We start from the raw sequence: 25,786 nt of genomic DNA, 5'->3' as shown, positions 1-25,786 counted from the left end.
CCTTCAGGCCAATCCTCAGCCGTTGTTTGCCCGGTCGCGCTCCAAGCGGATCGCAGTGGCCAGATGGAACACGGCCATTGCATAGAAGCTGCTGCGGTTATAGCGGGTAATCACGTAGAAGTTCTGATACCCAAGCCAGTACTCGGTTGGCGCCTCGGGTGAGGCGAGATCGATCAGCGCTGCGCGGTTGTCTTCGGCCGCCGGGGTATCCGGGCTCACGCCGAGGCGCTCAAAATCAGCCAGCCGGAAACTGGGTGAGATGCCCGATTCGATGAGAGCGGCGGCGCGTTGCGGGTCCGCTACGCGCGCCGGAATTGCAATCTGCTTCCCGGCTTCCCATCCGTGCTGACTCAGAAAGCTCGCAACGCTGCCGATCGCGTCGGCCGGACTGGTGTCAAGGGAGATGACTCCGTCACCATCGTAATCGACCGCATAGCGCCGGATACTGCTGGGAAGGAACTGCGGAAGGCCAATCGCACCGGCATAGGAGCCGCGAAAGCTGCCCACGGGAACACGGCGGTCCCGCGCGAGCAAGAAGAGTTCGCCCAGTTCGCGCTGGAACAATGCGGCGCGTGGCGGGTAGTCAAAGGCCAGCGTGGCGAGGGCTGACAGCGTCTGAAAATGGCCGAGGTTGCGGCCATAGATGGTTTCGACCCCGAGGATGCCGACGATGATATCGGCCGGAACGCCGAACTCCGCTTCGGCGCGTTTCAAGGTCGCTTCATTCGCCCGCCAGAAAGCTACGCCGCCCGCGATGCGGGTCTTGTCGAGGTATCGCGCACGGTAGCGAACCCACGATTTGGCGGCTGGTGTCGCGGGCGGAAGTATTGCCTGTATCACTGCCGGCAGGTATTTCGCGTCTCTGAGCGCCGCGAGGATTTCGGCTTCGTCAAGTGCTTCGCGCGCCGCCAGTTCTTGGGCGAAGGCCTTTCCTTCGGCCCGATCAGCATAGGCGGGTGTTGTCGATGCGGCCGCTTGGCAATTCGAACCTGGGCATGCAAGGGCTGTGGCGAAGAGGGCGAGCGACTTCAGGAATTTTGAGCGATCCATGCGGAGATTTCGTTTCTCAGGGCCTCGACAGCGGGCGATGCGTGCGGTGGTCCGTAGGTGATGCGGGCGTAACTTTTGGCGAAGGCGTCGAGCGCGTCGCGCCATTCCGGATGAATGGTACCTGCTCGTGCCGCGAAGGCAATCGGACCTTCGCTCGGCGCAGGGGAAAGCCCCTTGCGCGCGAGCGTTCGCAGCAGTCTTGTCCATTCGCGCTCGGCAGGTGTCAATGCGCTGCGGCGCCGGAACATCGCAGCCCAGACCACCGCCTGCCATGCAGCCGCACTCGCGGCTAGCAACAGAGTGAGCGTGCGCCAGTCCGGGTCAAACCCGAGTTGGGTGATGAAGTCACGTTGGCGTTGCGCGTTGTAGCCAAGGAACCAGGTGTTCCATGCGTGGGAGAGCGCTTCGGCGCGGTCGCGCAGTGCGCGCAACCAGGCTGCGTCGACACGGACGAGGCGGGGAATTGGCTCGCTGGCGGGCAAGGATGCGGTCACGCCGCCGTCGATTCGGCGCGGCGCCGCGGCTGCGGTCGGGTCCACCCGAACCCAGCCGCGATTGGCGAGCCAGACCTCGGTCCAGGCGTGGGCGTCGGACTGTCGGACGATCAGAGTCCCGTCGACCGGGTTGATTTCGCCACCCTGGTAGCCGCCCACGACCCGTGTGGGCACACCCGCAGCGCGCATCAGCACTGCGAAAGCATTGGCAAAGTGCTCGCAGAAACCGCGCTTCGAGTCAAAGAAGAACTCGTCCGCGGAATCGGCGCCCAGCGTCGGCGGTTCCAGGGTGTATACGAACTGGCCCACGCGCAGCAGGCGCAAGCCTTCTTCGACTCGGGCAGCCGGGTCAGGGAGACGATTGCGCAGGTCGGCGCCCAAGGCAGCCATGCGGGGGTTGGTGCCCTTTGGCAATGTGAGATTGAACGCCGCAAGCGCATCGCTGGTGTCTTGTCCGATGCGGGATCCAATGCGGCTCGATAAGCTGACCCTAAGGCGGCTCCTGATCGGCGCCGCCGCGAGCAATACGTTTGCGCTAGATAGGGTTTGGCCGGCGGCGGGCAGGGCATGTTCGAGTGCGAACAGCCAACGATTTTCGTTGGGCTCCATCGTGATCACGTAGTCGGTCGGCTTGCCTCCCTGTGGCGGTTCAGACGGCGGTCCGGAGGGGCCGACACGCCATTCCTGACCATCGAATGCACTCATGACGGGGCCGCGGAAGTAGCGCGCGGCTGGCTCGGGCACAGCCCCGGAGAATTCCACCCTGAACGCGATTTCACCGGACAGCGATAGATTGGCAATAGACCCGGCGCGCATGTGATCGGACATGCCAGTGGTGCTCTCTCTGCCGTCGGTTGGAAGACCCCAGAGCGGTGAATCGAGGCGTGGAAACAGGACGAACAACACGACCGCCAGCGGTATCGCGATACCGATGAGCTTCAGGCTGGCGGCTGCCGACGCCTTCGTTCCGAGTTCCGGCTGTTCGATGCGAAGCAAGGTTGTCACCGCAATGGCGCAAGCCACACTGGCACTCGCCGCGGTAAGGGCACTCTGTTCGATGAGGAAGTAGCCCAATTGCAGGAAAAAACACAGTTGCACGCTGACGTGAGCGTCGCGCCTGTTGCGTGACTCGAGCACTTTCAGGCCAAGCAACATTGCGATCAACGCCAGGCCGGGAGTGCGCCCGAATATCGTGCCGTAGTGCGCAGTCGTGGTTGCAACGCTCATTGCAGCCAACAAGATCAGGATGATGAAGTGCGGGGGGCGCCCCAACGCGGCTGAACGCAGGCGCCATGCTTGCCACAGCATGGGAATTGCGGCGACCAGTCCGACTTCTGGAGCGAGCCGGAACAGCAACGGAATCTGCGTCAGGGCGACGGTGGCCAAAACCCAGATGCCGGTGCGTCGGTCAAGCGGACGTGGCGGGTTCATCGTGGGTGTTGGAACAGCGCAAGTGCTTCGAGCGTCTCGCGCAGGTGCGTAGCGCCCCGGCCAGGCTCGATGCGATGCCCAGGTAACTCGACGCCCCAGGTTTCGCCTGACCTGTCGGCCATCAGCGCCCAGGCGCAAAGGCGGGCGAGGCGTGCTTCCGTGGTCAGCGAAGTTGGACAATCCGACCATCGCAGCCAGCGCTCACCGCCTGCTTCGGACTCGAAGTGTTTGGTGGCCAAAGGGCCTCCGCGTGCCAGTTGGCGCCACGCAATGCGTCGGGGCGCATCGCCCTCGCGGTAAGGGCGCAGGCTGTCGAAGACGCTGCCGTCCGGGCCCGGAGCAGGACGCCCTTCGCCGTTGCTGCCGGACGATGGCAGCGGGGGCGGGCCTGCTTCCGGCGCCGGATAAACGAATCCGCCGAGGTCTGGCTCGAAATAACTCCATGCCACGACAAACCCGAGCGGGTATCGGGTTTCAAGGCGCAGACGCCCTATACCGTGCCAGCCGCGAGGCTTGGCGGGCAGATCGATTGTGCTGTTTGAGGATGTGCGTGGTGGAATGGAAAACGCTTCAGCAGGCCCGTCGATCGATTGAATGGAAAGTGCCGGGCGCATGCGGTTGGCGCGCTCACCGAAGATCAGCACCGCACGGCGCGTCTCTCCGGCAAATGTGGGTTCGATTCGCGCCGCTTCCAGCGTCAGGCCAAGCAGGTTGCGGTGCGCGCGCACCATCGAGAGATGGCCGATGCCTGCCAAGGTGAATGTGAGCGCGAATCCGAGGGCCAGGTTGTAGTTGAGACTCGCCACAAGCATTGCCAGCAGCAGCGCGCCGAAGCTCATTCCCGGTCCGGTCGGCAAGACGTAGATCCGGCGCTGGCCGAGAACGACGGGCAGGCGCTCGGGGGTGCGCCCGCGCAGCATCCAGCGCTGCATGCGCTCGCGTAGTCGGGGGCGTAGCGATGTGTTCACGCGACCGGCGTCGCCAGCAGGATTTCGTCCACGAGTGTTGCTGCGGCACCTCGCCCATCCGCCGAATGCAGCCGGTGTGCAGCCACTGGCGACCATACTGCCTGTACGTCTTCCGGCGCGACAAAGTCGCGTCCTTCGGTCAGCGAATAGGCCCGTGCAGCCGCCAGCAGTGCCAAGCCTGCGCGCGGGCTCAGGCCGAGCTGGATGTGGGCATGACTGCGCGTCGCCGATAGCAGGCGCAATACATACCGAGCGATTGCGTCGCTCACGTACACCTCGCTGCAACTTGCCTGCAACGCGGTGAGGGTGGCGCGATCGGCCACGCACTTGATCGTGCTGCGAGTGCGTCGATCACGACCGGAAAGCAGCGCGAGTTCGGCCTCTGCAGGTGGGTAGCCGAGCGTCAGGCGCATCAGGAAGCGGTCCAATTGCGATTCAGGCAGATCGAAGGTGCCGGCATGATGAGCGGGGTTCTGCGTCGCGATCACGAAGAACGGGTCGGGTAGCGGATGCGTTTCGCCTTCGATCGAGACCCGGCGTTCTTCCATGGCTTCAAGCAACGCGCTCTGGGTCTTCGGTGACGCACGGTTGATCTCATCGGCCAGCAACACTTCGGTAAAGATGGGGCCCGCACGGAACGCGAAACGGCTGTTGGCGGATTCCCAGACGGAAACGCCGAGCAGATCCGCAGGGAGTAGATCGCTGGTGAACTGCATCCGGCGCCATGCGAGGCCGCATGCGTCAGCGAGTGCATGGGCGAGGGTGGTCTTGCCGACACCGGGCACGTCTTCGATGAGCAAATGGCCACGGGCCAGAAGGCAGGCGACGGCAAGCCGGATCTGATCTGACTTGCCGAGCACTGCCTCAGCTACCGCATCGGCAATGGTCTGGGCGAGGGCGCGTGCGCTGGCGATTGGCAGTTTTTGTTGTGGGCTCATGGTGTCGGTCGGATAATATTCGGCAGGGGGAGGGTCGTTGCAGCTATTTCGGCCCGTTTGTTCTAGGTGCGCAAGGCTTCAAGGGGCCACATGGCGACTGCGTTCATCACGCATCCTGATTGCTGGATGCACAACATGGGTGCGATGCACCCGGAGTGCCCGGATCGTTTGTCGGCGATTCAGGATCGATTGATCGCTTCTGGCATCGATTCGTTCCTCGCTTTCCACGATGCGCCGCAGGCAAGTATTGAACAACTGGCGCGAGTTCATCCAGTACGCCATGTGGAAGATCTGATCGGTAGCGCGCCAGAGCGTGGCATCAAGCATATCGATCCGGACACCGCGATGTGTCCGCATACGATACGCGCTGCGTTGCGTGCGGCTGGTGCCGGCGTGCTAGCGGTTGATCTTGTCATGCGGGGCGAAGTCAATAACGCATTCTGCGCTGTCCGCCCTCCCGGGCATCACGCCGAGCGTGATCGTGCAATGGGATTCTGCTTCTTCAACAACATTGCGGTCGCGGTAGCGCATGCATTGGAGGCGCATGGCCTCAAGCGGGTCGCGATCATCGACTTCGACGTCCACCATGGCAACGGGACCGAGAACATTTTCGCCGGCGACGAACGCGTATTGATGGCCGGATTCTTCCAGCATCCGTTCTATCCATACACCGGAGCGGAAGGGGTCGCGCACAACATGGTCAATGTGCCTGTCCCTGCCGGAACGCGCGGCGACACGATCAAGGATCTGGTTGCTGACGTTTGGCTGCCGGCCTTGCGGAATTTTGCGCCAGAGGCGTTGTTCATTTCCGCTGGCTTCGACGCGCACTACGAAGATGACATGGCCTCGCTCGGGCTGGTCGAAGCGGATTACAGTTGGATTACCCTGCAGCTTCGCCAGTTTGCCGAGCAGCATTGCGGCGGTCGAATCGTGTCGATGCTCGAAGGGGGCTATGCGTTGTCGGCGCTTGCTCGCAGTGCCGTGGCCCACGTAAAGGTACTTGCGGACCTGTGAAGCCGAACGTCTGCGTATGCGCTAGAATCAGCGTTTTGTCTAGTTGGCGGCACACGCATGATTAAGGGTTCGATTGTCGCCATCGTCACGCCGATGCGTGAGGATGGCAGCCTAGACCTGACTCGTCTCAAGAGCCTCATTGACTGGCATGTGAGCGAAGGCACCGACGGTATCGTGGTAGTCGGCACGACCGGCGAATCGCCGACGGTTAATGTAGAAGAGCACTGTGAACTCATCCGGACGGCGGTGGGTCACGCCGCTGGTCGTATCCCGGTCATCGCGGGTACGGGTGCGAATTCCACCGCAGAGGGAATCGAACTCACGCGCTACGCCAAGTCGGCGGGCGCAGATGCCGTACTGTCGGTTGTGCCGTATTACAACAAGCCGACGCAGGAAGGTCTTTACCTGCACTTCCGAACCATCGCCGAAGCAGTAGATATCCCCGTCATCCTGTACAACGTGCCGGGCCGTACCGGCGCGGACATGAGCAATGACACTGCGCTTCGACTGGCCGAAATCCCGAATATCGTGGGCATCAAGGACGCCACGGGCGCGATTGATCGTGCCCTGGACCTGATTCTGCGAGCGCCGGCAGATTTTGCGCTGTACAGCGGTGATGACATGACGTCGCTGGCGTTTCTGCTGCTGGGCGGGCATGGGGTGATCTCGGTGACGTCCAACATCGCTCCGCGCGCGATGCGCGAAATGTGTGACGCCGCTGCAAAGGGCGATCTCGGTCGTGCGCGTGAAATCAACGCTGCCTTGGTCGGACTGCACAAGCACTTGTTCTGCGAACCGAATCCGATTCCGGCGAAATGGGCGCTCGAGCGCATGGGCCGTATCGGTTCCGGAATCCGTCTTCCACTGACGCGGCTTGCTGCCGCGAATGAATCCAAGCTGCTGGACGCCCTGCGTCAGGCCGGCATTGAGGCCTGAGGAGTGCGTTGCATGATGAAGCTGGAAAGCGTTGCGTCGGTGTGCCTGGTGGTTGCACTTTCCGCATGTACCTGGTCATCGAAGGATGTTGGCAAGGTGGACTACAAGGCGGGTGCGCAACAGCGCTCGGGGCCGCTGGATGTGCCGCCCGATCTGACGCGGCCTGGTCGCGACGACCGGTATGCGCTGGAAGGTGAGGCGGCAGCGGCGACCTTGTCGGAATATCAAGCTGGTCGGAAGCCCGGAATCGGAGCGCCTGCTTCGAGCGGCCCCGAAGTCCTGCCTGATGTCGCCAAGATGTCAATCGGCAGGGCCGGTTCAGAGCGCTGGCTGGTCGTGCCGCTGACACCTGCGCAGGTTTATCCCAAGATCAAGAAGTTCTGGGCAGACAACGGCTTCACCTTGGTGGTCGACAATCCGGAACTCGGGATTCTCGAAACGGATTGGCTTGAGAATCGCGCCAAGATCAAGCAGGACATTATTCGCGATTCGATCGGCAAGTACTTTGAAGGTGCCTATAGCTCGCCGGAGCGCGATCGCTACCGGACGCGAATCGAGCCGGGTTCGCAGCCGGGCACTGTGGATGTGTTCATCAGCCACCGCGGCATCGAAGAGGTGCTTGCAACGCAGAAGGAGTCGACTTCCTGGGTCTGGCGCAAGCCGGATCCTGGCATGGAGTCCGAAATGCTGCGCAAGTTGATGCTGTCACTGGGGGCAAGTGAAGACAGTGCGCGCGCACTTCTTGCGTCCTCGACACCGACTGATCGCGCGCGTCTGGAGCGGGCTGCGGACGGCGGTGCGGCGTTGATTCTCGCCGGATCGATAGACGACGCTTGGCGGCAAGTGGGCCTCGCCCTGGATCGCAGCGGCTTCCTCGTTGAAGACCGAGACAGAACGGTTGGCCTCTTCGATGTTCGCGTTTCTGGTGCGAAGATCGACAAGAAGGAGGAAGGCTGGCTGGATAAGCTTGCGTTCTGGCGCAAGAGCGATCCGACAGCCGGGCCTATCGTTCAGTTGCAGCCCGGTGCGTCGTATCGCGTCTTCGTGAAGGGCGACGATAAGCGTTCTCTGGTGCGGGTGCTCGACAAGGACGGTACGATCGACAAGGGTGAAGAAGCGAACAAGGTGCTTCAGATGCTGTTTGAGCAGTTGAAGTAATCCAGTTCTAGCTAGCGAAATGCCAGGGCGCCTTTCAATTGCAGGCGCCCTAGTTTTTTCGCCTTTCGGTCCAGCGCTGAAAACGAAGGACGAAAAAAAGCCGACCCGAAGGTCGGCCTTTTCTGACAGACGACGCGAATTACTTCGCGGCGGACTGTTCAGCAGCCGGGGCTTCCGCAGCCGGAGCCGAAGCGTCAGCAGCCGGAGCCGAAGCGTCAGCAGCCGGAGCCGAAGCTTCAGCGGCCGGAGCCGATTGTTCAACAGCAGCCGGAGCCGATTGCTCGACCGGTGCTTCTTCTTTCTTGCCACAAGCGGTAACAGCCAGCGCCAGCAGGGCGGCGACGAGGAGAGAATGCTTCATTGTTGGTTTCCCTTATCGATAAAGACAAACGCCAAATTCTTTGGTCGGCTCGGCTAAGAGCCTAACCGATCACAGATTCTAGCATGTTTTTCAAAAGCTCAAGTGTTCGGCATAGTGCACTGCAACTACGCTGGCGACCCGAACCCACTGCAATACCAATCATAAAACGCATCAAGAACCGCTGGGTTGACAGCATTTGCGCTCAAGCGGCGATCTTTTGCGAGCGATCTGAGCGGCGCACGCTGTTCGGACGTCGCCGCGATGGGTTCCCCGTTGAGAAAGAAGCGATTTCCACGGAACAGCAACTGCGTTCTGAGGTCGAGGCGGAAGCCACGCTTGCGAACTGTCTCGGCAAAGCGAAGTTTGCTCATTGGTTTTTCAGGCGGATCGAAGAACACATGAGCCTTGGGTTCGCTCAGATAGCTGCCGAGGAAGTTCGCGACCGTGTTGCGGTTCCAGTCGATCCGCGAAAGCATTTGCGCCACCTTGTCCACCATTTCGTCGCTGATTTCGGCCGGATTTCGTGGGCGCTTGAGATCCGGATCAGCATACCGACCGCTGAGGTCGAGTTGCTCTTGCAGATAGGTCAGGAAGGCGTCCGCCAATTCTTGCGTGGTTGCGGTACGAAAGCCGACGGAATAGGTCATGCATTCGCCAATGGCAACGCCGTCATGGGCGTACTGGGGCGGCAGATAGAGCAGGTCGCCGGGGTCGACGATCCACTCGCGCGAGGGTTTGAAGTTCTTCAGCAGCCGGAGCGGCGCGTTCTCGATGACGGTGAGGTCGCGTTGCGCGCTTATCCGCCACTTGCGGCGTCCAAGACCCTGGATCAGGAAAACGTCGTAGTTGTCGAAGTGCGGACCAACTCCGCCGCCGTCGGTCGCATAGCTGACCATCAGGTCATCCAGGCGCGCATACGGGATGAAGTTGAACGCCCTGAGCAAGGCGTCGGCCTCGTCCGATACAAGGTTCGTTCCCGAGACCAGGCTCGTCCAGGGCCCTTTCTGTCGCCAGTCGCGGCTTGTGAACGGCCCGTGTGCCAGGCGCCAAGTGCCGTTTTCGTTCCAGACTTTGCGGGATTCCATGTCGTCCCGCGTTGCCAGATCGAGCAACTGTGTCCGGTCGAAGATGCCCTGGAAGCCCGGGATCGCGCCGCGCACCAGCAACGGCTTGCGTTGCCAGTACTTGGCGAGGAATTCGTCGGCACTCAGGCCGCCCAGCAGTGTTGATTTCATCTGGCGATTATAGCGACGAGCAATTGCAAGGCCGCTGGTACAATTCGGCCCCGTTTTTGGCCATGGCAGCAAGGACAACCGCGAATGTCGATCGCAACCATCGAATCGCTGGATCATGAGGGGCGAGGTATCGCTCGTGTTGACGGCAAGGCGATCTTCATCGAAGGAGCATTGCCGGGCGAGCGTGTCGAGTACTCAAGCTACCGGAAGAAGGCCAAATTCGAGCAGGCCACTGCCACGCGCTTGATCTCGGAGAGTCCGCAACGGGTTGCGCCCCGCTGCGAGTTCTTCGGTACCTGTGGCGGCTGCAGCATGCAGCACCTCGATGCAGGCGCCCAGGTTGCCGCCAAGCAACGCGTGCTGGAAGACAGCTTGTGGCATATCGCGCGCCTTAAACCGGAGCTGATCTACCCGGCGATCTACGGCCCGACCTGGGGTTACCGCTACCGTGCGCGGCTGACCGTTCGGCAGGTGCCGACCAAAGGCGGGGTGTTGGTCGGCTTTCACGAAAAGAAAAGCAGCTATATCGCCGATATGCGTTCGTGCGAGATCCTGCCTTCAAGCATTGGTCATCAACTGCTCGCTTTGCGCGCGCTCGTCGGCAGCCTTTCGATTCCGGATCGTGTGCCGCAAATTGAGATAGCCGTCGGTGAGGACAGAACCGTCGTGGTGCTGAGGACGCTGCTCGCACCCTCTCCGACGGATCTCGCGCGACTCCGCGATTTCGGTGCGAAGCATGGTTTCAGCATGTGGATACAGCCGGGCGGTCCGGATACTGCGCATCCGATCGATGCGAACGATGCCCAAGCGTTGACCTACACCCTTCCCGAATTCGATCTTCGCCTCGCGTTTCGTCCGACGGACTTCACGCAGGTCAATGTTCACATCAATCGCTTACTCATCCGCCGCTCGATGCAATTGCTCGAACCTCGTCCTGGCGAACGGATCGCGGACTTGTTCTGCGGGCTTGGGAACTTCAGTCTGCCGATAGCCAGGCGCGGCGCTCAGGTAGTGGGCGTCGAGGGGAGCGCCGCGTTGGTCGCGCGCGCCGCTGCAAATGCGGCGGCCAATGGCTTGTCGTCATTGAGCGAGTTTCTTGTTGCCAACCTTTTCGAGGCGACGCCAAAGAGCATCGCCGGGCTGGGTCGCATCGACAAGATGTTGATAGACCCGCCGAGAGAGGGGGCCATCGCCGTGGTCAAGGCGCTTGGCGACAACGCACCGGGGCGCATCGTCTATGTTTCCTGCAATCCAGGAACCTTGGCTCGCGATGCTGCCGTCCTAGTGCATGAAAAGGGCTATCGACTGCGCGGTGCCGGCGTCGCGAACATGTTCCCGCACACGTCGCATGTGGAGTCGATCGCGCTGTTCGAGAGATAGGCCTTTGTCTGCTCGCCGGTCCGGATGCAGGGCGCGCTCCGTGACCTTCATGGCGGCGATTTCTTCCAGCAGGCTCCATGCAGAGTGACGGGTACCCCGAGACGTGGCGTCTGCAGGGTATCCGTCAGAATCAGCGCCGAGTGATCGACAGGAATCGATTCAAAGCTCGGTACTCACATGTGCAGGTCAGTCGCGCTCGCCGCCGAAGATGCCCAGCAACTGCAGAAGGCTGACGAACACGTTGTAGATGTCGAGGTAAATTGCCAGCGTTGCGCTGATGTAGTTCGTTTCTCCGCCACTGACGACGCGATTCACGTCGTACAGGATATAGGCCGAGAAGATGCCTAGAAACACCACCGACATTACGATCGAGAGTACAGGCAATTGCAGGAAGATGTTCGCCACGCCCGCGATGAGCGCGAGGATCATTCCTACAAACAGGAATTTACCCATACCCGAAAGATCGCGCTTGGTGACTGTGGCGATGCTCGCCATTGCGAAGAAGATCACTCCGGTGCCCCCTGCTGCCAGGGCGATCAAGGAAGCGCCGTTTGAGAAGCCCAGCATCACCTGCAGGATGCGCGAGAGCATCAAGCCCATGAAGAAGGTGAAGCCAAGCAGCAGGGCGACACCCACGGAACTGTTCTTGAACTTCTCGATCGCGAAGAAAAATCCGAATGCGATGCCCATGAAGAGCAGGAAACCGATCAGCGGGCTACCTGCGAAGAAAGAAAAGCCCAGGCGCACCCCAAGCGCGGCCCCGGCGATCGTCGGCAGCATCGAGATCGCGAGCAGCAGGTAGGTGTTGCGGAGGACCCGGTTTCGTGTGAGCGAAATGACTTCGCCATTCATCGGGACAGAATTCAAGCTCATCGATTGGCTCCTTCAGTTGAACTCGGCGAGTTGGACATGGCCGCATTCTAAAGGTTCTCGGATCGACGGCATCGCTGGACGTGATAAACTCGCGTCCCTCGCCGGATGGGCAACGCCCGGTGAAGGTCATGCCAGCTTGGGCAATCCGCACGATCGCTGATTGTCGGTGCCGCAGGATGACATCGGAGGTGTGGCAGAGTGGTCGATTGCACCGGTCTTGAAAACCGGCAACGGGCAACCGTTCGTGAGTTCGAATCTCACCGCCTCCGCCAAGATACAAACAATCAAGCGCCTTACGGGGCGCTTTTTTGTTTGCTCCATCAATTGCCCCATCAATATTGCGAGTGGTAGGGATCTCGCTGAGGCGGTTCGGTTCTTCTGCCAAGCCCCTTCATAGCCTGCGTCTCCAACCTGTTGCACCGTCAGGATCAGATTGCGATCAAGATCCAACGCGTTTCGACGCGGGTCAATCTGAAGACTGGTTGGAGCGCGCCACCGCGTTGAGCAAGCTCGCCACCGAAACCGTGATCGACGTCCACCACTGGAACGATACGCTGTTCAGCTTCAAGACCACGCGCGACCCCGGCCTGCGCTTTGCCAACGGCCAGTTTGTGATGATTGGTCTGCAGGACGAGAATCGCCCGCTGCTGCGCGCCTACAGCATCGCCAGCGCCAACCACGAAGAGCATCTGGAGTTCTTCAGCATCAAGGTGCCGAACGGCCCGCTCACCTCGCGGCTGCAACACCTGAAGCCGGGCGACGAGATCCTCCAAGCCAACCGGTACGCTGATCATCGACGATCTGCTGTCCGGCCGTAACCTCTTCCTGCTCAGCACCGGCACCGGACTCGCGCCCTTCCTCAGCATCATCAAGGACCCGGAAACCTACGAGCGCTTCGACAAGGTGGTGGTTACGCACGGCGTGCGCAGCGTCAGCGAACTTGCCTATGCCGAACAGATCCAGCGCGAGTTGCCGGAGCATGAGTTCCTCGGCGACTACATTCGCGACCAGCTGCTGTACTACTCCACGGTGACGGGTGAGCCCTTCCGCAACCTGGGCCGCCTGACGACGCTGATCGAGTCCGGCAAGCTGTGCGTCGACCTTGGCCTGCCGCCGATCGATCCGGCGCACGATCGCCCGATGCTGTGCGGCAGCCCGGGAATGGTCAAGGAGCTATCGCGCGCGGCTTCAAGGTCTCGCCGAAAATCGGCACGCCGGGCGACTACGTGATCGAACGGGCGTTTGTGGAGAAGTAGGCGACGGGCAGACAGTCCCGCTGGCCACAAGGCGGAGTCGGTCGGCGTGCCCGCTTCTTCTTTACATGCGTCGCAGAGGTTGGGGGGCGCCGGCTGAATCCGCAGAATTCGCCGGCCCGAAACCAACGGGGAATGCCTCCTCGGGCACCTTTCCTCCGGGCTGGCAGCATCCAGCGGACTTCTTGGCTATCGTCAGCGCTGTGGGGGTTTGTCGAGATCAGCGTGTTGCCGGAGCTCGCCCGGACGAGCGCGACCAGGCATCGAGTGACGGCTCCTGCACACATGCCCATCGCTGCCCCTCAAATAGGTCGACGGGCAACTGTGGGTCGGGTCCCGTCCTTCTTTACGTAGGAAGGCCAACGTTCTGGAAGCCGACGGTGCCACGAGTCGCTACGATCAGAAGGGCGGCGGGCATTCAATACGCAGCAGTGTCCCAGTTTCGGGATGCTCGAATTCGATCTGGCAGGCGTGCAACATCAGACGCTCAGCCTTGGCACAGGATGCCGGAGTGCCGTAGAAGTCGTCGCCAATGATGGGATGCCCCATTGCTTCCATGTGAACCCGCAGTTGGTGCAAGCGCCCTGTGATGGGCGCCAGCGCGATGCGCGAAATCCCTGGCACGGCACCGCTATCAAGTACGCAATAGCGCGTCAGGCACGGCCGGCCCGCGTCGTGATCGACTTTCTGCTTGGGAGCGTTTTCCTGATCAACGCCAATGGGCAATCCGATCTCACCGGTGGCGGCCCCACCCCAGCGCCCATCGACCAGGGCCTGATAGTTCTTTCGCACCCTGCGCTCCTGAAACTGGCGACTGAGTTCCCGCTGTGCCTTGGCGCCGCGCCCCATGACGACGATGCCGGAGGTGCCCATGTCCAGGCGATGAACGATCATCGCGTCGGGAAACTCGGCCTGTACCCGACGCGACAGGCAGTCTTCCTTGCCAGGTTGGCGCCCCGGCACGCTCAGCAAGCCACTGGGTTTGTCGACGACGATCAGCTGATCCGAGAGATAAAGCACGGACAGGCCTTGGTGCTCAGGCGGACAGTAGGGAGTAGATGCCACGGTGCGAATTGTCTCATTGAGCTGCTTGCAGAATCCCTAATGCGCCTGAATCGTTTGGCTATCTGAGATTCTGCTGACAGAGAACCAAGGGTTCAGTCAGTTTCTTGGTTGAGCAGCGCGATGTAGGCGCTGTAGGCAAAGACGCGGTTGCGGCGGTTGCCGGTGAGTTCGCGGACGATGCCGAGGGTGTGTTCGAGTGCGTCCAGCGCTTTGCCCACGGTGGCCGGCGTGAGGCCGGTGGCCTGGGTGATGGCGTTGACGTTGGCGATGGGGCGGGCGACGAGGGCGTCGAGCACCTGCGTGGCGGAGCCGGCGAGCCGCCCGAGTGCCGGCAGGCGGGCCTTGTCGGCCGCATGCAGCGCACTGAGTTGCTGCGCAGCGCTGACGGCCTGGCTGGCGGTGGCGGCGATGGCGTCGACGAAGAACAGCAGCCAGGCTTCCCAGTCGCCCACGGTGCGGACCTGTTGCAGGCGCTCGTAGTAGGTCTGGCGGTGGCGCTTGAAGAAGACGGAGAGGTAGAGCAGCGGCTCTTGCAGCACGCCGGCTTCGACCAGGATCAGCGGAATCAGCAGGCGGCCGAGGCGGCCGTTGCCATCCAGATACGGGTGGATGGTTTCGAACTGCACATGCGCGAGCGCTGCCTTGATGACCGGCGCGGTGGTGGTGTCGGCATCGTTGATGAAGCGTTCCAGCGCGGCGAAACAGTCGGCGATGTGGGTGGGCGGCGGCGGCACGAAGGTCGCCTCGTCGGCACGGTGGCCGCCGATCCAGACCTGGGTGCGGCGGAACTCGCCGGGGCCGCGCTGGATGCCGCGGCCGGAAGTCATCAGCGCGGCGTGCAGCTCGCACAGCAGGCGGTAGCTGATGGGCTGGCCTTCGCGGATGCGCTGCATGCCCAGGTCGAGCGCCTTCACGTAGCACGAGACTTCCTGCACGTCGTCCATCGGTACGCCGGGCAGGCCTTCCATTTCGTAGAGCATGAGATCGCTGAGCGAGGACTGGGTACCTTCGATCTGCGAGGACATGACGGCTTCCTTGCGCACATAGCTGTATAGGAAGAGCTTGGCGTCGGGGAGCAGGGTGCTGATGGCGTCGAGCCGGCCGAGGGCGAGCAGGGCGTCGTTGATACGCGCCTGGAGCTTGTCGCCGAATTCGAGTGGCGGCACCGGGGGCAGCGGGGTGGGCACGAAGGCCTGGCAGGGCACGCCGCCCGCGATGCTGGGCGTGAAGCTGCCGGTAAGACCGCGTTGCATGGCTAGGCTGGCCCGAAGTTAAAATAAGCGAGCATGTTATTTTATTTTTGGCTTAAAAGTAAAACAACGGCGGCGCTTGTTTCAGGTTCAGGCGGCCTCGGGCCAGATGCCGGTGGCGAGTTGATCGAGTACGTCGCCCAGCTTCCCGCCGAGCAGGTGGTCGAGCTGCTTGGCGCCGCCGTCTTGTTTGCCCCAACAATGGTCACGTCAGTCGGCGCGCTGCCCGCGCTTTGGTCAAAGCGGGCAAGGCTTCAGCGCCGACCTCGGCTCTCCAGATCTACGGCAAGTCCGCTTTCGGGCTGCTCATCCTGCGAGGCCTGCGCGAAATACTGGTCCCGCTGCGACAGCCCTGTTTGATCCGCCGACGCGCCATCCGCTTGCCAATAGGCCGAATGTGGTGGCAAGAACGTCAGGGTCACCGAAGGATCTTCGTCTGCGTCAATTCACAAATCTGGCGCGTAGCGATACATTCGAATGCTCAATGGCTCGGGTTCGCCAAAAGGGGGAGGCTCATCGCGCCCCTTCGGTCCGGCCAGATCGTATGCTGCGTGCCCGTCATGCTGAAGTCACCCGCCGGCTGTGTTGGGATCATTCGCAGTGCCACCCCACGAGGAGTTCCGGATGTCCATCCGTCGCGTCGCACTGCCGTTCCCGGGCGGTTCGCAAGTCCGTCTTGTTTCGAGCTTGGTCTGTCTGGCGCTTCTTGCGGCCTGCGGCCAGAAGGATCAGCCCGCGGGCCCGCCGTCGGGTGCGTTGCCGGTAGGCGTACTGACAGTGCAGCCGACCAGTGCGCCGGTGATGGTCGAAGCGGTTGGCCAGGCAGAGGGGGCACGTGAGGTCGAAGTGCGTGCGCGCGTCGGCGGGATTCTGGTGAAGCGTGCCTATGAAGAGGGCGGCAGCGTGCGCGCCGGCCAGTCATTGTTCGAACTCGATCGCGCACCGCTCGAAGCCGCGCTTGCCAGCGCCCGTGCGCAGGTGAGCGATGCGACCAACAAGCTTGAACAGGCCACACGCGAACTCGCCCGCACCCGTGGGCTTTCGTCGCAGGATGCAGTGAGCCGCAAGGAACTGGATGACGCGGTCACCACTGAGGCCACTGCCCGCGCGCAGTTGCAGGCGGCGCAGGCGAGTCTGAAGACGGCGGAGTTGAATCTCGGCTACGCGGCAGTTCCGGCCCCGGTGGCGGGCATGACCGGCCGCGCGCTGAAGTCGGAAGGCAACCTGGTGGCGGTAGGCGACAGCCTGACGACCGTCGTCCAGGTTGATCCGATCAAGGTGCGTTTCGCATTGTCGGAATCGGACGAAGCCGGGTTCCCCGGTGGTCGCTTCGTACCCAAAGCGGTCCAGGGCGTGCGCATCGTGCTCCCCAATGGCAGCGCCTATGCCGATAAGGGGACGCTTGACTTTGCGGCGACGCAGATCGACACCAAGCTGGGTACGCGTTCGCTGCGCGCCGTTTTCCCGAATCCTGAAGCCGCCGTGTTGCCGGGGCAGTACGTGCGCGTGCGACTGCAGGTGGGTACCCGCGAAGGCGTGTTCCGCGTGCCGCAGTCTTCCTTGATCCAGACCGATCAGGGCTTTGTCGTCATGACGGTGGGTGAGGGTGACAAGGTCGCGCCGCGACCGGTCAAGACGGGCAACTGGGATGGCAAGGACTGGATCATCCTCGATGGTCTCAAGGCCGGCGACCAGGTGATCGTCGACAACCTGATCAAGCTACGCCCCGGGATGCCGGTCAAGCCCATGCCGCCGGGCGCCATGCCGCCGGCGGGTGGCGCATCGAAGAAGCAGGGATGAGGGGCTGATCCATGTTCGCTCAGTTCTTCATCCGAAGACCCATCTTCGCAACGGTGATCTCGTTGGTCATCGTCATTGCCGGCATCGTCGCAGCGGTGTCGCTGCCGATTTCCCAGTACCCGTCGATCACGCCGCCCACCGTGCAGATCATTGCTTCCTACCCGGGCGCGTCGGCCGAAACGCTGGCACGCACCGTGGCTGCGCCGATCGAGGAGCAGCTCAATGGGGTTGAGGGGCTCATCTATTACACGGCCAGTGCGAGTTCCAGCGGCTCGCTGACGATTACCGCGACCTTCGAGGTGGGCACCAATCCCGACTACGCCACGATCAACACCAACAACAAGGTCAACGCGGTGTTGCCGCGTTTGCCCGACGACGTGCGTCGCAATGGCGTGATCGTGCAGAAGAGTTCCACCGACATCCTGTTGGTGGCGTCGCTGGTGTCTCCCGACAAGTCTCGCGATGCGCTGTTCCTTTCGAATTACGCGTCGCTCAACATCGTCGACGAGATCAAGCGGGTCAAGGGGGTGGGAAGCGTCACCATCTTCGGCGCGCAGGACTACTCGATGCGCATCTGGCTCAAACCAGACCGCATGGCGCAATTGGGCGTAACGGCGACCGACATTGCTGCTGCGCTGAACAGCCAGAACGCGCAGTACTCGGCGGGCAAGATCGGTGCAGCGCCGGCGCTGGCGGGGCAGCAACTGGTCTATACCGTCACCGCGCGAGGCCGCCTGCTCGATCCGCAGCAATTCGGCAACATCATCATCCGCGCCGGTGGCCCGGATGGCTACCTGCGGATCAAGGATGTCGCCCGGGTTGAACTCGCTGCGCAGAACTACGACGCCTACACGACGCTCGATGGCAACCCCTCAATCGGCATGGCGATCTTCCTGCAGACGGGGGCCAATGCGCTGGACACCGGCAATGCGGTCAAAGCCAAGATGTCGGAGTTCGCAAAGCAGCTACCCAAGGGGGTCGCGTACATGATCCCGTACGACACCACGGTGTTCGTGCAGTCGTCCATCCACGAAGTGGTGATGACGCTGCTCGAAGCGAGCTTGCTGGTGATCGTGGTGGTCTTCGTGTTCCTGCAAAGCTGGCGCGCAACGCTGATTCCGATGCTGGCGGTGCCGGTGTCGCTGATCGGCGCGTTCGCCGGCCTATGGATCTTCAACTTCTCGATCAACACACTGACGCTGTTCGCGATGGTGCTCGCGATCGGTATCGTCGTGGACGATGCGATCGTGGTGCTGGAAAACGTCGAGCGCCTGATGATGGAGCAGGGGCTATCGCCCCGCGAGGCGGCGGCCGAGGCAATGCGCGAAGTGGCTACCGCTGTGATCGCAATCGTGCTGGTGCTGTGTTCGGTGTTCGTGCCGGTCGCCTTCCTCGGCGGCATTGCCGGCCAGCTCTACAAACAGTTCGCCGTGACCGTGGCGGTGTCGGTGGTGATCTCCGGCCTGGTGGCGTTGACGCTTACCCCCGCGCTGTGCGCGCTGCTGCTCAAACCCATGCATGAAGCGGAGCGCGGCTTCTTTGGCGGCTTCAATCGATTCTTCACGCGTTTCACCCGCAGCTACACCGGCACGGTTGCCTTTACGCTGCGGCACCGGGTGGCGAGCGTTGGCGGTTACATCGTCGTGATCGGAATCGCCGCCTTCCTGCTGATGCGCATTCCCGGCAGTTTCGTACCGCCGGAAGATCAGGGCTACGTGTTCGGCGCGGTGATCCTGCCTGACGGCGCCTCGCTGGAACGCACCGCGAAGACCGGCGACGCCTTGCGTCAGACCTTGCAGAAGCTTCCGGCGGTCGAGCATGTATTCCTGGTGAACGGTTTTGATTTGATCGGCGGCGGGAACAAGGCCAACGCCGCAACGATCTTCGTACGCCTGAAACCCTGGGACGAGCGGACCACAACCTCAGACGACATCGTCAAAACGGTATTCGGCGCCGGGATGATGCAGAAGGATGGCCTCGCGATCGCCTTCAACCCACCGGCCATTCGCGGGCTGGGCACCGCGGGTGGCTTCGAGGCCTATGTGCAGAGCCGCGCGTCGGATGACCCGAAGAAGCTGCAAGAAGTGATGAACGCCTTCGTCGACGCGCTCAAGCAGCGCAAGGATCTCACCGGCATCAACACCTTCTTCCGTCCCACCGCGCCGCAACTGCATGTCGAGGTGGACGAAGACAAGGCGCTGGCAATGGGCGTGCCGGTGGCCGACGTCTTCGTCGCGCTGCAAAGCACGATTGGCACCTACTACGTCAACGACTTCAACAAGTTCGGCCGGACCTACCGCGTGCAGATGCAGGCCGACGCGCCTTACCGAATGAATCCGGACGACATCGGCAAGGTGTGGGTGCGCGCCAGCACCGGCGCGATGATCCCGCTGTCGGCACTGACGCGTGTCAGCCGCATGACGGGCGCGGAAACGCTGGACCGTTTCAATGGATACCTTTCTGCAAAGGTGCTCGGCAATGGCGCACCGGGGGTGAGTTCGGGCGAGGCCATCCGCATCGTCGAGGAGACTGCAGCGAAGGTGCTGCCAGAAGGTTTCCAGCTCGCCTGGACCGGCCAGGCCTATCAGGAGAAGCGCACCGGCTCGACCTCCATCGCCGCCTTTGCGTTCGGCCTGATCATGGTCTTCCTGATTCTCGCGGCGCAGTTCGAGCGCTGGTCGCTGCCGCTCGGTGTGGTGATGGCAATACCGTTCGCGATGCTGGGTGCGCTGGTCGCGATCCTGGTCCGCGGTTTCCCCAACGACATCTACTTCCAGATCGGGCTCGTGGTGCTGGTCGGGCTGGCCGCCAAGAACGCGATCCTGATCGTCGAGTTTGCCTCGCAGCAAATGGAAGCGGGCAAGAGCGCCATCGATGCCGCACTTGAAGCGGCCCGGCTGCGCTTCCGCCCGATCGTGATGACCTCGCTCGCGTTCGTGCTGGGCATGGTGCCGCTCGTGTTTGCGACCGGTGCCGGCGCGGCCGCACGGCGTTCGATGGGAACCGGCGTGTTCGGCGGCATGATCGCAGCCACCTTCATTGCAACCCTGTTCGTGCCGCTTTTCTTCATCTGGCTCACCGGGCGCCGCCAAGGTGCCGCACGTTCCGGCGGAGAACACGCATGAGAATCCGATTCCCTGTGATCATGGCCGCAGTGGCGGCGCTTTCGGCTGGTTGCGCCATGGGCCCCGACTACAAGCGCCCGGCGGACGTGCTGCCGGCGCAGTTCGCGCCAGTTGAAACCGGTGCGCCGCAAGGTGTGGCGGTTGCGGACCAATGGTGGCGAGCCTTTGGCGATGCGGAACTGGATGCGCTGGTCGAGCGCGCGCTGCGCGATTCGAGCGATGTCCGTATCGCCCTGGCGCGCATCGAACAGGCGGACGCGGTGATGAGCCAGGCCGGTGCAGCGCTGTTTCCCGAAGTCGACCTGAACGGCAATGCCTCGCGCATCTCGCCGAGCCGAGACACCTGGACCTCGAACAAGCTGACGCCGCGGCCTTACAACGACTTCAAGCTCACGGGCCTGATGGCGGCCTACGAGCTCGACTTCTGGGGCAAGTTCCGGCGGGCGCGCGAAGCGGCGATCGCACAGGCCGCCGGCAGCCGTTACTACCGCGACACGGTGCGACTCTCGCTCGCGGGCGGTGTTGCCAGTGGTTACCTGACGCTGCGCAGTCTCGATACCCAGCTTGCCAGCAGTCAGGCCAGCCTGAAGACCCGCGAGACTGCGGCGGCGATCGCGCAACGTCGCTACGACGCGGGCAAGGTCTCGGCGCTCGATGTTCAGCAGGCCGAGAGCGCCCGCGCGGCGCTGGAGGCGCAGGTGTCGCTGCTGACCCAGCAGCGCGCCTTGCAGGAGCATCAGCTCGGCTTGCTGGTCGGTGCCCCCGATCTGTCGATCGCTGCGAGCGACGACGTCCGCAAGCTTCCGCTTCCGCCGGTGCCGCCGGCCGGCTTGCCGGCCGACTTGCTCGACCGCAGACCGGATGTTCGACAGGCCGAGCAGTCGCTGATTTCGTACAACGCGCAGATCGGTGTCGCGAAGGCGGCGCTGTTCCCCAGCATTTCACTGACTGGCGCTTTGGGTGGTGAGAGTTTCGACCTCTCCAACCTCTTCAATTCCGGTGCGCGGATCTGGTCCGCGAGCGCCGTGGTCAACCTTCCGGTGTTTGACGCGGGCTACCGCCTCGGCAAACTGGACCAAGCCACCGCCGTCCAGAAGGAAGCGCTGGAGCAGTACCGCAAGACCGCGCAGACGGCCTACCGCGAAGTGCTCGATGCGCTGGTGACGCTGCGGCAAAGTGCGGTAACCGAGAAGGCGCGCGAAGCGCAGCTGAGCGCGGCGGAAAAGGCCGAACGCATCGCGCGTGCGCGCTACGACGCCGGCTCGGCGGCATTCATCGACTTGCTCGATGCACAGCGTTCGACCAACGATGTGCAGATTGCCTTCATCCAGTCTCGTGAAACCCGGCTGAATGCGTCGATCGCCCTGTTCAAGGCGCTGGGCGGGGGCTGGAAGGCAGAAACCATCAGGTAAGGGGGCTGGCAGCAGCACCCCTGATTCCGGTCTTCCGGATCGGGGGGGTTGTCGATCGGGACGGTAAGAATAGAAAACGGGGGCCACTGGCCCCCGTTTCTTTTTGTCGCGTGTGAGGCCCGAACCTGCGCCTCGCTTAGCAGACTTAACCGCAGGTCCCGACCGCGCCGCAGGCGGTGCAGAAATCGCAGCCGTCCTTGCGGATGACCGAGGCGTTGCCGCACTCGGAACACAGCGAACCCTGCATCAGCTCCGGGTCGCGCTCGTTGCGCGGCGCTTCGAGGATGCCCATCTCGCGGGTCGGGTAGCCGTTCTCGTCGAGCACACCCAGCATCGCGTAGCGGTGGATGACCAGACGTGCGACGTAGGCGACCGTCGAGGGCCAGTTCTGCTGGCGGCGGGTGCCCGGCACGAAGGCCATGAAATCGCCCAGCGGTTCCGGGTAGTTCAGCAGCTTGCGCAGCTTCATGCCGATCCAGGCCGGGTCCATGACACGCATGTCGAGCGAGAGGATCTGCGTCAGGCCATCGAGCGCACGCGGGTAGTTACCCGAGAGCCACATCGAGTAGGGGCGGGTGACACCGTCCGGCAGCATGATTTCCTTGAGGCCGAGGACGAACTCTTCGCCGGTCGCCGGGTTGGCGATATCCACCGTCCAGGACAGCGTGCCGTCGGTGCCGGTTTTCGGCTCCTGCAGGCTGAACACCGCATCCAGCACCGGGGTCGGGGCTTCGACTTCAAACGCACCGAGCTTCTCGCAGCGGTAGCGGACGATCTGGGCGAAGGCCGCGACCACGCCCGGGACGATCTTGCGCTCGCCGTGCGGCGGGAAGGGCAGTTCGAACGAGCGCTCGCCGACCGTGCGGGCCAGCGTGTCGAGCTTGAGCTTGAGCCAGGCGCGGTCGTTGGCGCGCATGTCCATCGACAGCGTCTTGGCCACGGCACCCAGACCGCGCGGCTGGTCGGCACCATTTACCCACACTTCGAACGGGAAGGCGCCACGCGGCACCGCGTCGCCGTTCGGTTCCATGTGGCCGACGAAGATGCCGAATTCACCTTGCGGCGTCTCGAGCATGTAGGTCCAGGAACTGTTGCCGTCCGGCAGCGACGGGCGACCCGGCCAGCGCAGGCTCGCCAGCACCGGGGCCGGCAGCGACTTGATCGAGAGGCGACGGTTGGCGTCGGCGATCACCACGTCCTGCGGCTGTTTCTTCTCGGTATTGCTCGGCTCGACCGACAGCACCGAACCCAGCACGCTGTTGGGGCGGTAGGTCGCGAGGCCCTTGAGGCCAGCCTTCCAGGCGTCGAGGTAGAGATCCTCGAAGTCGGTGTAGGGGTAGTCGGCCGGCACGTTGACGGTCTTGGAGATCGAGGTATCGACGTACGGTGCGACGGCCGCGACCATGTCCTTGTGCGCCTGGGCCGAGATCTGCAGCGCGGTCACAAAGTAATCCGGCAACTTTTCGACGTTGCCGCCCAAGTGGCGGTAGGCACGCCAGGCGTAGTCCTCGACCGCGTATTCCTTGAAGGTGCCGTCGGCCATCCGTTTCTTGCGGGTGTAGGTATACGAGAAGGGCGGTTCGATGCCGTTCGAGGCGTTATCGGCAAAGGCCAGCGAGATGGTGCCGGTGGGGGCGATCGACAGCAGGTGCGAATTGCGGATGCCGTGCTTGCGGATCTTGTCCTTCACGTCGTTCGGCAGGCGCGAGGCGAAGTTGCCGCCCGACAGGTACATGTCTGCATTGAAGAGCGGGAAGGCGCCGCGTTCCTTGGCGAGGTTCACCGAGGCCATGTAGGCGCGGTCGCGCATGTATTCGGAGATCTTGGTCGCCATTGCGCGCGCTTCGGCCGTGTCGTAGCGCAGCTTGAGCATGATCAGCGCGTCGCCCAGCCCGGTGAAACCCAGGCCGACGCGGCGCTTGTTCATGGCTTCCTGGTGCTGGTTCTCGAGCGGCCAGTTGGTCACGTCCAGCACGTTGTCGAGCATGCGGATCGAGGTCTCGACCACTTCGCCGAAGGCGTCGTAGTCAAAGCTGGCTTTCTTGCCAAATGCGTCGCGCACGAACTTGACCAGGTTGATCGAGCCCAGGCAGCAGCAGCCATAGGGCGGCAGCGGCTGTTCGGCGCATGGGTTCGTCGCTTCGATCGTCTCGCAGTAGTACAGGTTGTTGTCGCGGTTCATCCGGTCAAGGAACAGGATGCCCGGCTCGGCATGGTCGTAGGTGGAGCGCATGATCTGTTCCCACAGGTCGCGCGCGCGGACCTTGCGATACACCCACGAGCCGTCTTCACGCTGGTAGCTGCCAGCTTCGCGCAACTCGACGCAGGGCTCGGACTTGTGTGCCAGCTCGACATCGCCGTCGCTCTCGACCGCCTTCATGAACTCGTCGGTCACGCCGACCGAGATGTTGAAGTTCGACAGGTCGCCTTCGTCCTTGGCATGGATGAAGGCCTCGATGTCCGGGTGGTCGCAGCGCAGCACGCCCATCTGGGCGCCGCGGCGCGCGCCGGCGGATTCGACCGTCTCGCACGAGCGGTCGAACACCCGCATGTAGCTGACCGGGCCGCTGGCGCGGCTCTGCGTGCCGCGTACCAATGCGCCAGACGGGCGGATCGACGAGAAGTCGTAGCCCACGCCGCCGCCACGACGCATGGTTTCAGCGGCCTCGGCCAGTGCCGTGTAGATGCCGGGGCGGCCGTCGACGACTTCGGTCACCGAATCGCCGACCGGCTGCACGAAGCAATTGATCAGGGTCGCGGCGAGGCTGGTGCCAGCGGCCGAGTTGATACGACCGGCCGGCACGAAACCCGACTCGAGTGCGAATTCGAACTTGCTTTCCCAGTGCGCACGACGGTCTTCGGCTTCGTTGGCGGCCAGAGCACGAGCCACGCGGCGCCGTACATCCTCGACCGATTGCTCCGAGCCCTTGGCGTACTTTTCCAGCAGGACTTCGCCCGAGATTTCCTGGGGCAGCAATGTATCGAGGGATACGGTGGCTTCGCGTTGACTCATGACGAACTCCGGATTAGGGGATTGGACGGCTTGCCAGAACGGCGGCAGGCGGTGATTAGACCACAATATATTGTAGGTCGTCACATGGTTTCATCAAGCGATGGTAGGTGATTCGCTTGAGAGCGGCGCCAGGCAAGGCGCCGCGCGATGCCGCGTTGCACGGCATCGCATTCGGGGCTGGCTCAGGCGTTGGCCAGCACCGCCATCATCATTTCCATCTGGGCTTCGACGCTGGGAAGGACGGCTTCGACTTCGTCGCGGGTGATGCCCGCGAGCGCTTCCGAGCGGTGGTGCAACGGGTATTCATAGTCACTTCCGTCCCCCGCCTGGGTGGCGACGGCGCTGACAAGGTTGAGCAGCGCGGCAGCCGGTGCGTTGTCACCGGCCGTTTCCGGTTGCAGCTGCGCCCCGATCAGCACGCCGAATGTCACCGGCAGCTGCCATTTGGCGGTGAGCGCGGCGCCGACTTCGGCGAAGTCACAACCGATGATGCGGCGTTCGACATCCGGCAGGGTGTCACCGTCGCCGGGTGGCGTATCGAGCACGAGCGCCATCAGGTCTGGCACGGCGACATACATGACAAGGTGGCCTGCATCGGCCAGCAGGCCCGACACGAAGAGGCGTTCCGGGCTGACGCCACGCAGCGTGCGCGCGACTTCCCGGGCCAGCATGCCGCGCCGCACGCTGTCGCGCCAGAAACGGGCCATGTCCATGCGCTGCGGGCGGATGCCCGAGAACATGGCGGTAACCGAGGTCGCGAGCACCAGATCGTGCACCTGCTCCAGCCCGATCAGGCTGACCGCACGCTGGATCGACTCGATCTTGCGCGCGTAGCCGTAAAAGGCGCTGTTCGCCAGGCGCAGCAGGGCGGCGGTGAGCGAGGGGTCGGTCGCGATCACGTCGGCGACCTCGGCGATCGATACATCCGGGTCATCCAGCGCCGAGCGCACCTTCAGGTACACGTCAGGCAGTGTTGCAAGCCGATCGACGTATGCCACCAGTTCTTGCGCAAGATGCATGGCCAACTCCT

At 62.9% G+C, this 25,786-nt stretch carries 18 protein-coding genes, 1 tRNA gene and 1 pseudogene; 9 read left to right on the top strand and 11 right to left on the bottom strand.

All coding sequences use genetic code 11. The annotated features are described in order from the left end of the window. Nucleotides 1–15 precede the first annotated feature (15 nt). From mltB to GGR36_RS06415, 4 genes are read right to left on the bottom strand one after another with little or no spacing between them, the layout of a single operon-like run. A complete protein-coding gene (gene mltB, locus GGR36_RS06430) occupies nucleotides 16–1,050 on the bottom strand; it encodes a lytic murein transglycosylase B (protein ID WP_183634920.1) in 1,035 nt (344 codons plus the stop codon). Further along, the gene (locus GGR36_RS06425; protein ID WP_183633228.1) at nucleotides 1,029–2,975 is read right to left on the bottom strand and encodes a transglutaminase TgpA family protein; all 1,947 of its coding nucleotides are present in this window, start codon (nucleotides 2,973–2,975) and stop codon (nucleotides 1,029–1,031) included. Before GGR36_RS06425 ends, mltB begins: the two co-directional genes overlap by 22 nt. Then, a complete protein-coding gene (locus GGR36_RS22240; RefSeq protein ID WP_183633226.1) occupies nucleotides 2,972–3,943 on the bottom strand; it encodes a DUF58 domain-containing protein in 972 nt (323 codons plus the stop codon). Before GGR36_RS22240 ends, GGR36_RS06425 begins: the two co-directional genes overlap by 4 nt. Continuing rightward, nucleotides 3,940–4,881, bottom strand: a complete 942-nt coding sequence (locus tag GGR36_RS06415; RefSeq protein ID WP_183633224.1) for an AAA family ATPase — start codon at nucleotides 4,879–4,881, stop codon at nucleotides 3,940–3,942. Before GGR36_RS06415 ends, GGR36_RS22240 begins: the two co-directional genes overlap by 4 nt. A 90-nt stretch (nucleotides 4,882–4,971) precedes the next feature. On the opposite strand from GGR36_RS06415, the gene GGR36_RS06410 reads away from it, so the two are divergent. The 3 genes from GGR36_RS06410 to bamC are packed head-to-tail and all read left to right on the top strand — an operon-like array spanning nucleotide 4,972 to nucleotide 7,989. Beyond that, nucleotides 4,972–5,895, top strand: coding sequence for a histone deacetylase family protein (locus GGR36_RS06410; RefSeq protein WP_242533081.1), 924 nt, complete (start codon nucleotides 4,972–4,974; stop codon nucleotides 5,893–5,895). A 57-nt stretch (nucleotides 5,896–5,952) separates the two neighbouring features. Continuing rightward, complete coding sequence (dapA, locus tag GGR36_RS06405) at nucleotides 5,953–6,831, top strand: 4-hydroxy-tetrahydrodipicolinate synthase (protein ID WP_183633222.1); 879 nt, start codon at nucleotides 5,953–5,955, stop codon at nucleotides 6,829–6,831. 12 nt (nucleotides 6,832–6,843) lie between these two features. Then, complete coding sequence (gene bamC, locus GGR36_RS06400) at nucleotides 6,844–7,989, top strand: outer membrane protein assembly factor BamC (protein WP_183633220.1); 1,146 nt, start codon at nucleotides 6,844–6,846, stop codon at nucleotides 7,987–7,989. Between the two features lie 486 nt (nucleotides 7,990–8,475). Here bamC and GGR36_RS06395 read toward each other — a convergent pair whose 3' ends face one another. Then, complete coding sequence (locus GGR36_RS06395; protein WP_242533082.1) at nucleotides 8,476–9,702, bottom strand: cupin domain-containing protein; 1,227 nt, start codon at nucleotides 9,700–9,702, stop codon at nucleotides 8,476–8,478. Between GGR36_RS06395 and rlmD the strand changes: the two genes are divergently transcribed. Next, complete coding sequence (rlmD, locus tag GGR36_RS06390) at nucleotides 9,670–10,965, top strand: 23S rRNA (uracil(1939)-C(5))-methyltransferase RlmD (protein ID WP_183633218.1); 1,296 nt, start codon at nucleotides 9,670–9,672, stop codon at nucleotides 10,963–10,965. The two genes, GGR36_RS06395 and rlmD, sit on opposite strands and share 33 nt — an antisense overlap. A gap of 186 nt (nucleotides 10,966–11,151) precedes the next feature. Here the strand turns inward: rlmD and GGR36_RS06385 are convergent, their stop codons facing one another. Further along, complete coding sequence (locus tag GGR36_RS06385) at nucleotides 11,152–11,838, bottom strand: Bax inhibitor-1/YccA family protein (protein WP_183633210.1); 687 nt, start codon at nucleotides 11,836–11,838, stop codon at nucleotides 11,152–11,154. 184 nt (nucleotides 11,839–12,022) lie between these two features. Between GGR36_RS06385 and GGR36_RS06380 the strand changes: the two genes are divergently transcribed. Beyond that, nucleotides 12,023–12,110, top strand: a tRNA-Ser gene (locus GGR36_RS06380). A 228-nt stretch (nucleotides 12,111–12,338) separates the two neighbouring features. Further along, nucleotides 12,339–13,094, top strand: a pseudogene (locus tag GGR36_RS06375) (ferredoxin--NADP reductase). A 396-nt stretch (nucleotides 13,095–13,490) separates the two neighbouring features. Here GGR36_RS06375 and GGR36_RS06370 read toward each other — a convergent pair. The 3 genes from GGR36_RS06370 to GGR36_RS21610 all read right to left on the bottom strand — a co-directional run bounded on the left by GGR36_RS06370 (nucleotide 13,491) and on the right by GGR36_RS21610 (nucleotide 15,828). Further along, entirely contained in the window at nucleotides 13,491–14,156 is a 666-nt protein-coding gene (locus GGR36_RS06370; protein ID WP_183633208.1) for a pseudouridine synthase, read from the bottom strand. A 92-nt stretch (nucleotides 14,157–14,248) separates the two neighbouring features. Next, complete coding sequence (locus tag GGR36_RS06365) at nucleotides 14,249–15,409, bottom strand: Fic family protein (RefSeq protein ID WP_183633206.1); 1,161 nt, start codon at nucleotides 15,407–15,409, stop codon at nucleotides 14,249–14,251. A 251-nt stretch (nucleotides 15,410–15,660) separates the two neighbouring features. Then, on the bottom strand, nucleotides 15,661–15,828 hold the full coding sequence (locus GGR36_RS21610; RefSeq protein ID WP_207064296.1) for a hypothetical protein: 168 nt from the start codon (nucleotides 15,826–15,828) through the stop codon (nucleotides 15,661–15,663). 202 nt (nucleotides 15,829–16,030) lie between these two features. Here GGR36_RS21610 and GGR36_RS06355 point away from each other — a divergent pair, with 202 nt between their 5' ends. The 3 genes from GGR36_RS06355 to GGR36_RS06345 are packed head-to-tail and all read left to right on the top strand — an operon-like array spanning nucleotide 16,031 to nucleotide 21,743. Then, entirely contained in the window at nucleotides 16,031–17,206 is a 1,176-nt protein-coding gene (locus tag GGR36_RS06355) for an efflux RND transporter periplasmic adaptor subunit (RefSeq protein ID WP_183633202.1), read from the top strand. An 11-nt stretch (nucleotides 17,207–17,217) separates the two neighbouring features. Continuing rightward, complete coding sequence (locus GGR36_RS06350) at nucleotides 17,218–20,331, top strand: efflux RND transporter permease subunit (RefSeq protein ID WP_183633200.1); 3,114 nt, start codon at nucleotides 17,218–17,220, stop codon at nucleotides 20,329–20,331. Continuing rightward, complete coding sequence (locus GGR36_RS06345) at nucleotides 20,328–21,743, top strand: efflux transporter outer membrane subunit (RefSeq protein ID WP_183633198.1); 1,416 nt, start codon at nucleotides 20,328–20,330, stop codon at nucleotides 21,741–21,743. Before GGR36_RS06350 ends, GGR36_RS06345 begins: the two co-directional genes overlap by 4 nt. Nucleotides 21,744–21,888: 145 nt before the next feature. Here GGR36_RS06345 and GGR36_RS06340 read toward each other — a convergent pair whose 3' ends face one another. Both GGR36_RS06340 and GGR36_RS06335 read right to left on the bottom strand, forming a co-directional pair. Continuing rightward, a complete protein-coding gene (locus tag GGR36_RS06340; RefSeq protein WP_183633196.1) occupies nucleotides 21,889–24,756 on the bottom strand; it encodes an adenosylcobalamin-dependent ribonucleoside-diphosphate reductase in 2,868 nt (955 codons plus the stop codon). A 182-nt stretch (nucleotides 24,757–24,938) separates the two neighbouring features. Continuing rightward, entirely contained in the window at nucleotides 24,939–25,775 is an 837-nt protein-coding gene (locus GGR36_RS06335; RefSeq protein ID WP_183633194.1) for an HDOD domain-containing protein, read from the bottom strand. Between the last annotated feature and the right edge of the window lie 11 nt (nucleotides 25,776–25,786).

It is taken from the genome of Niveibacterium umoris (assembly GCF_014197015.1).
GTDB lineage: Bacteria > Pseudomonadota > Gammaproteobacteria > Burkholderiales > Rhodocyclaceae > Niveibacterium > Niveibacterium umoris.
This window is presented reverse-complemented; position numbering and strand designations above follow the sequence as displayed.

What these genes read in the sequence shown, in the direction of transcription:
- mltB (WP_183634920.1), bottom strand. Translation starts at nt 1,050, where the DNA reads ATGGATCGCTCAAAATTCCTGAAGTCGCTCGCCCTCTTCGCCACAGCC.
- GGR36_RS06425 (WP_183633228.1), bottom strand. Translation starts at nt 2,975, where the DNA reads ATGAACCCGCCACGTCCGCTTGACCGACGCACCGGCATCTGGGTTTTG.
- GGR36_RS06415 (WP_183633224.1), bottom strand. Translation starts at nt 4,881, where the DNA reads ATGAGCCCACAACAAAAACTGCCAATCGCCAGCGCACGCGCCCTCGCC.
- GGR36_RS06410 (WP_242533081.1), top strand. Translation starts at nt 4,972, where the DNA reads ATGGCGACTGCGTTCATCACGCATCCTGATTGCTGGATGCACAACATG.
- dapA (WP_183633222.1), top strand. Translation starts at nt 5,953, where the DNA reads ATGATTAAGGGTTCGATTGTCGCCATCGTCACGCCGATGCGTGAGGAT.
- bamC (WP_183633220.1), top strand. Translation starts at nt 6,844, where the DNA reads ATGATGAAGCTGGAAAGCGTTGCGTCGGTGTGCCTGGTGGTTGCACTT.
- rlmD (WP_183633218.1), top strand. Translation starts at nt 9,670, where the DNA reads ATGTCGATCGCAACCATCGAATCGCTGGATCATGAGGGGCGAGGTATC.
- GGR36_RS06395 (WP_242533082.1), bottom strand. Translation starts at nt 9,702, where the DNA reads ATGATCCAGCGATTCGATGGTTGCGATCGACATTCGCGGTTGTCCTTG.
- GGR36_RS06385 (WP_183633210.1), bottom strand. Translation starts at nt 11,838, where the DNA reads ATGAGCTTGAATTCTGTCCCGATGAATGGCGAAGTCATTTCGCTCACA.
- GGR36_RS06365 (WP_183633206.1), bottom strand. Translation starts at nt 15,409, where the DNA reads ATGCAACGCGGTCTTACCGGCAGCTTCACGCCCAGCATCGCGGGCGGC.
- GGR36_RS06355 (WP_183633202.1), top strand. Translation starts at nt 16,031, where the DNA reads ATGTCCATCCGTCGCGTCGCACTGCCGTTCCCGGGCGGTTCGCAAGTC.
- GGR36_RS06350 (WP_183633200.1), top strand. Translation starts at nt 17,218, where the DNA reads ATGTTCGCTCAGTTCTTCATCCGAAGACCCATCTTCGCAACGGTGATC.
- GGR36_RS06345 (WP_183633198.1), top strand. Translation starts at nt 20,328, where the DNA reads ATGAGAATCCGATTCCCTGTGATCATGGCCGCAGTGGCGGCGCTTTCG.
- GGR36_RS06340 (WP_183633196.1), bottom strand. Translation starts at nt 24,756, where the DNA reads ATGAGTCAACGCGAAGCCACCGTATCCCTCGATACATTGCTGCCCCAG.
- GGR36_RS06335 (WP_183633194.1), bottom strand. Translation starts at nt 25,775, where the DNA reads ATGCATCTTGCGCAAGAACTGGTGGCATACGTCGATCGGCTTGCAACA.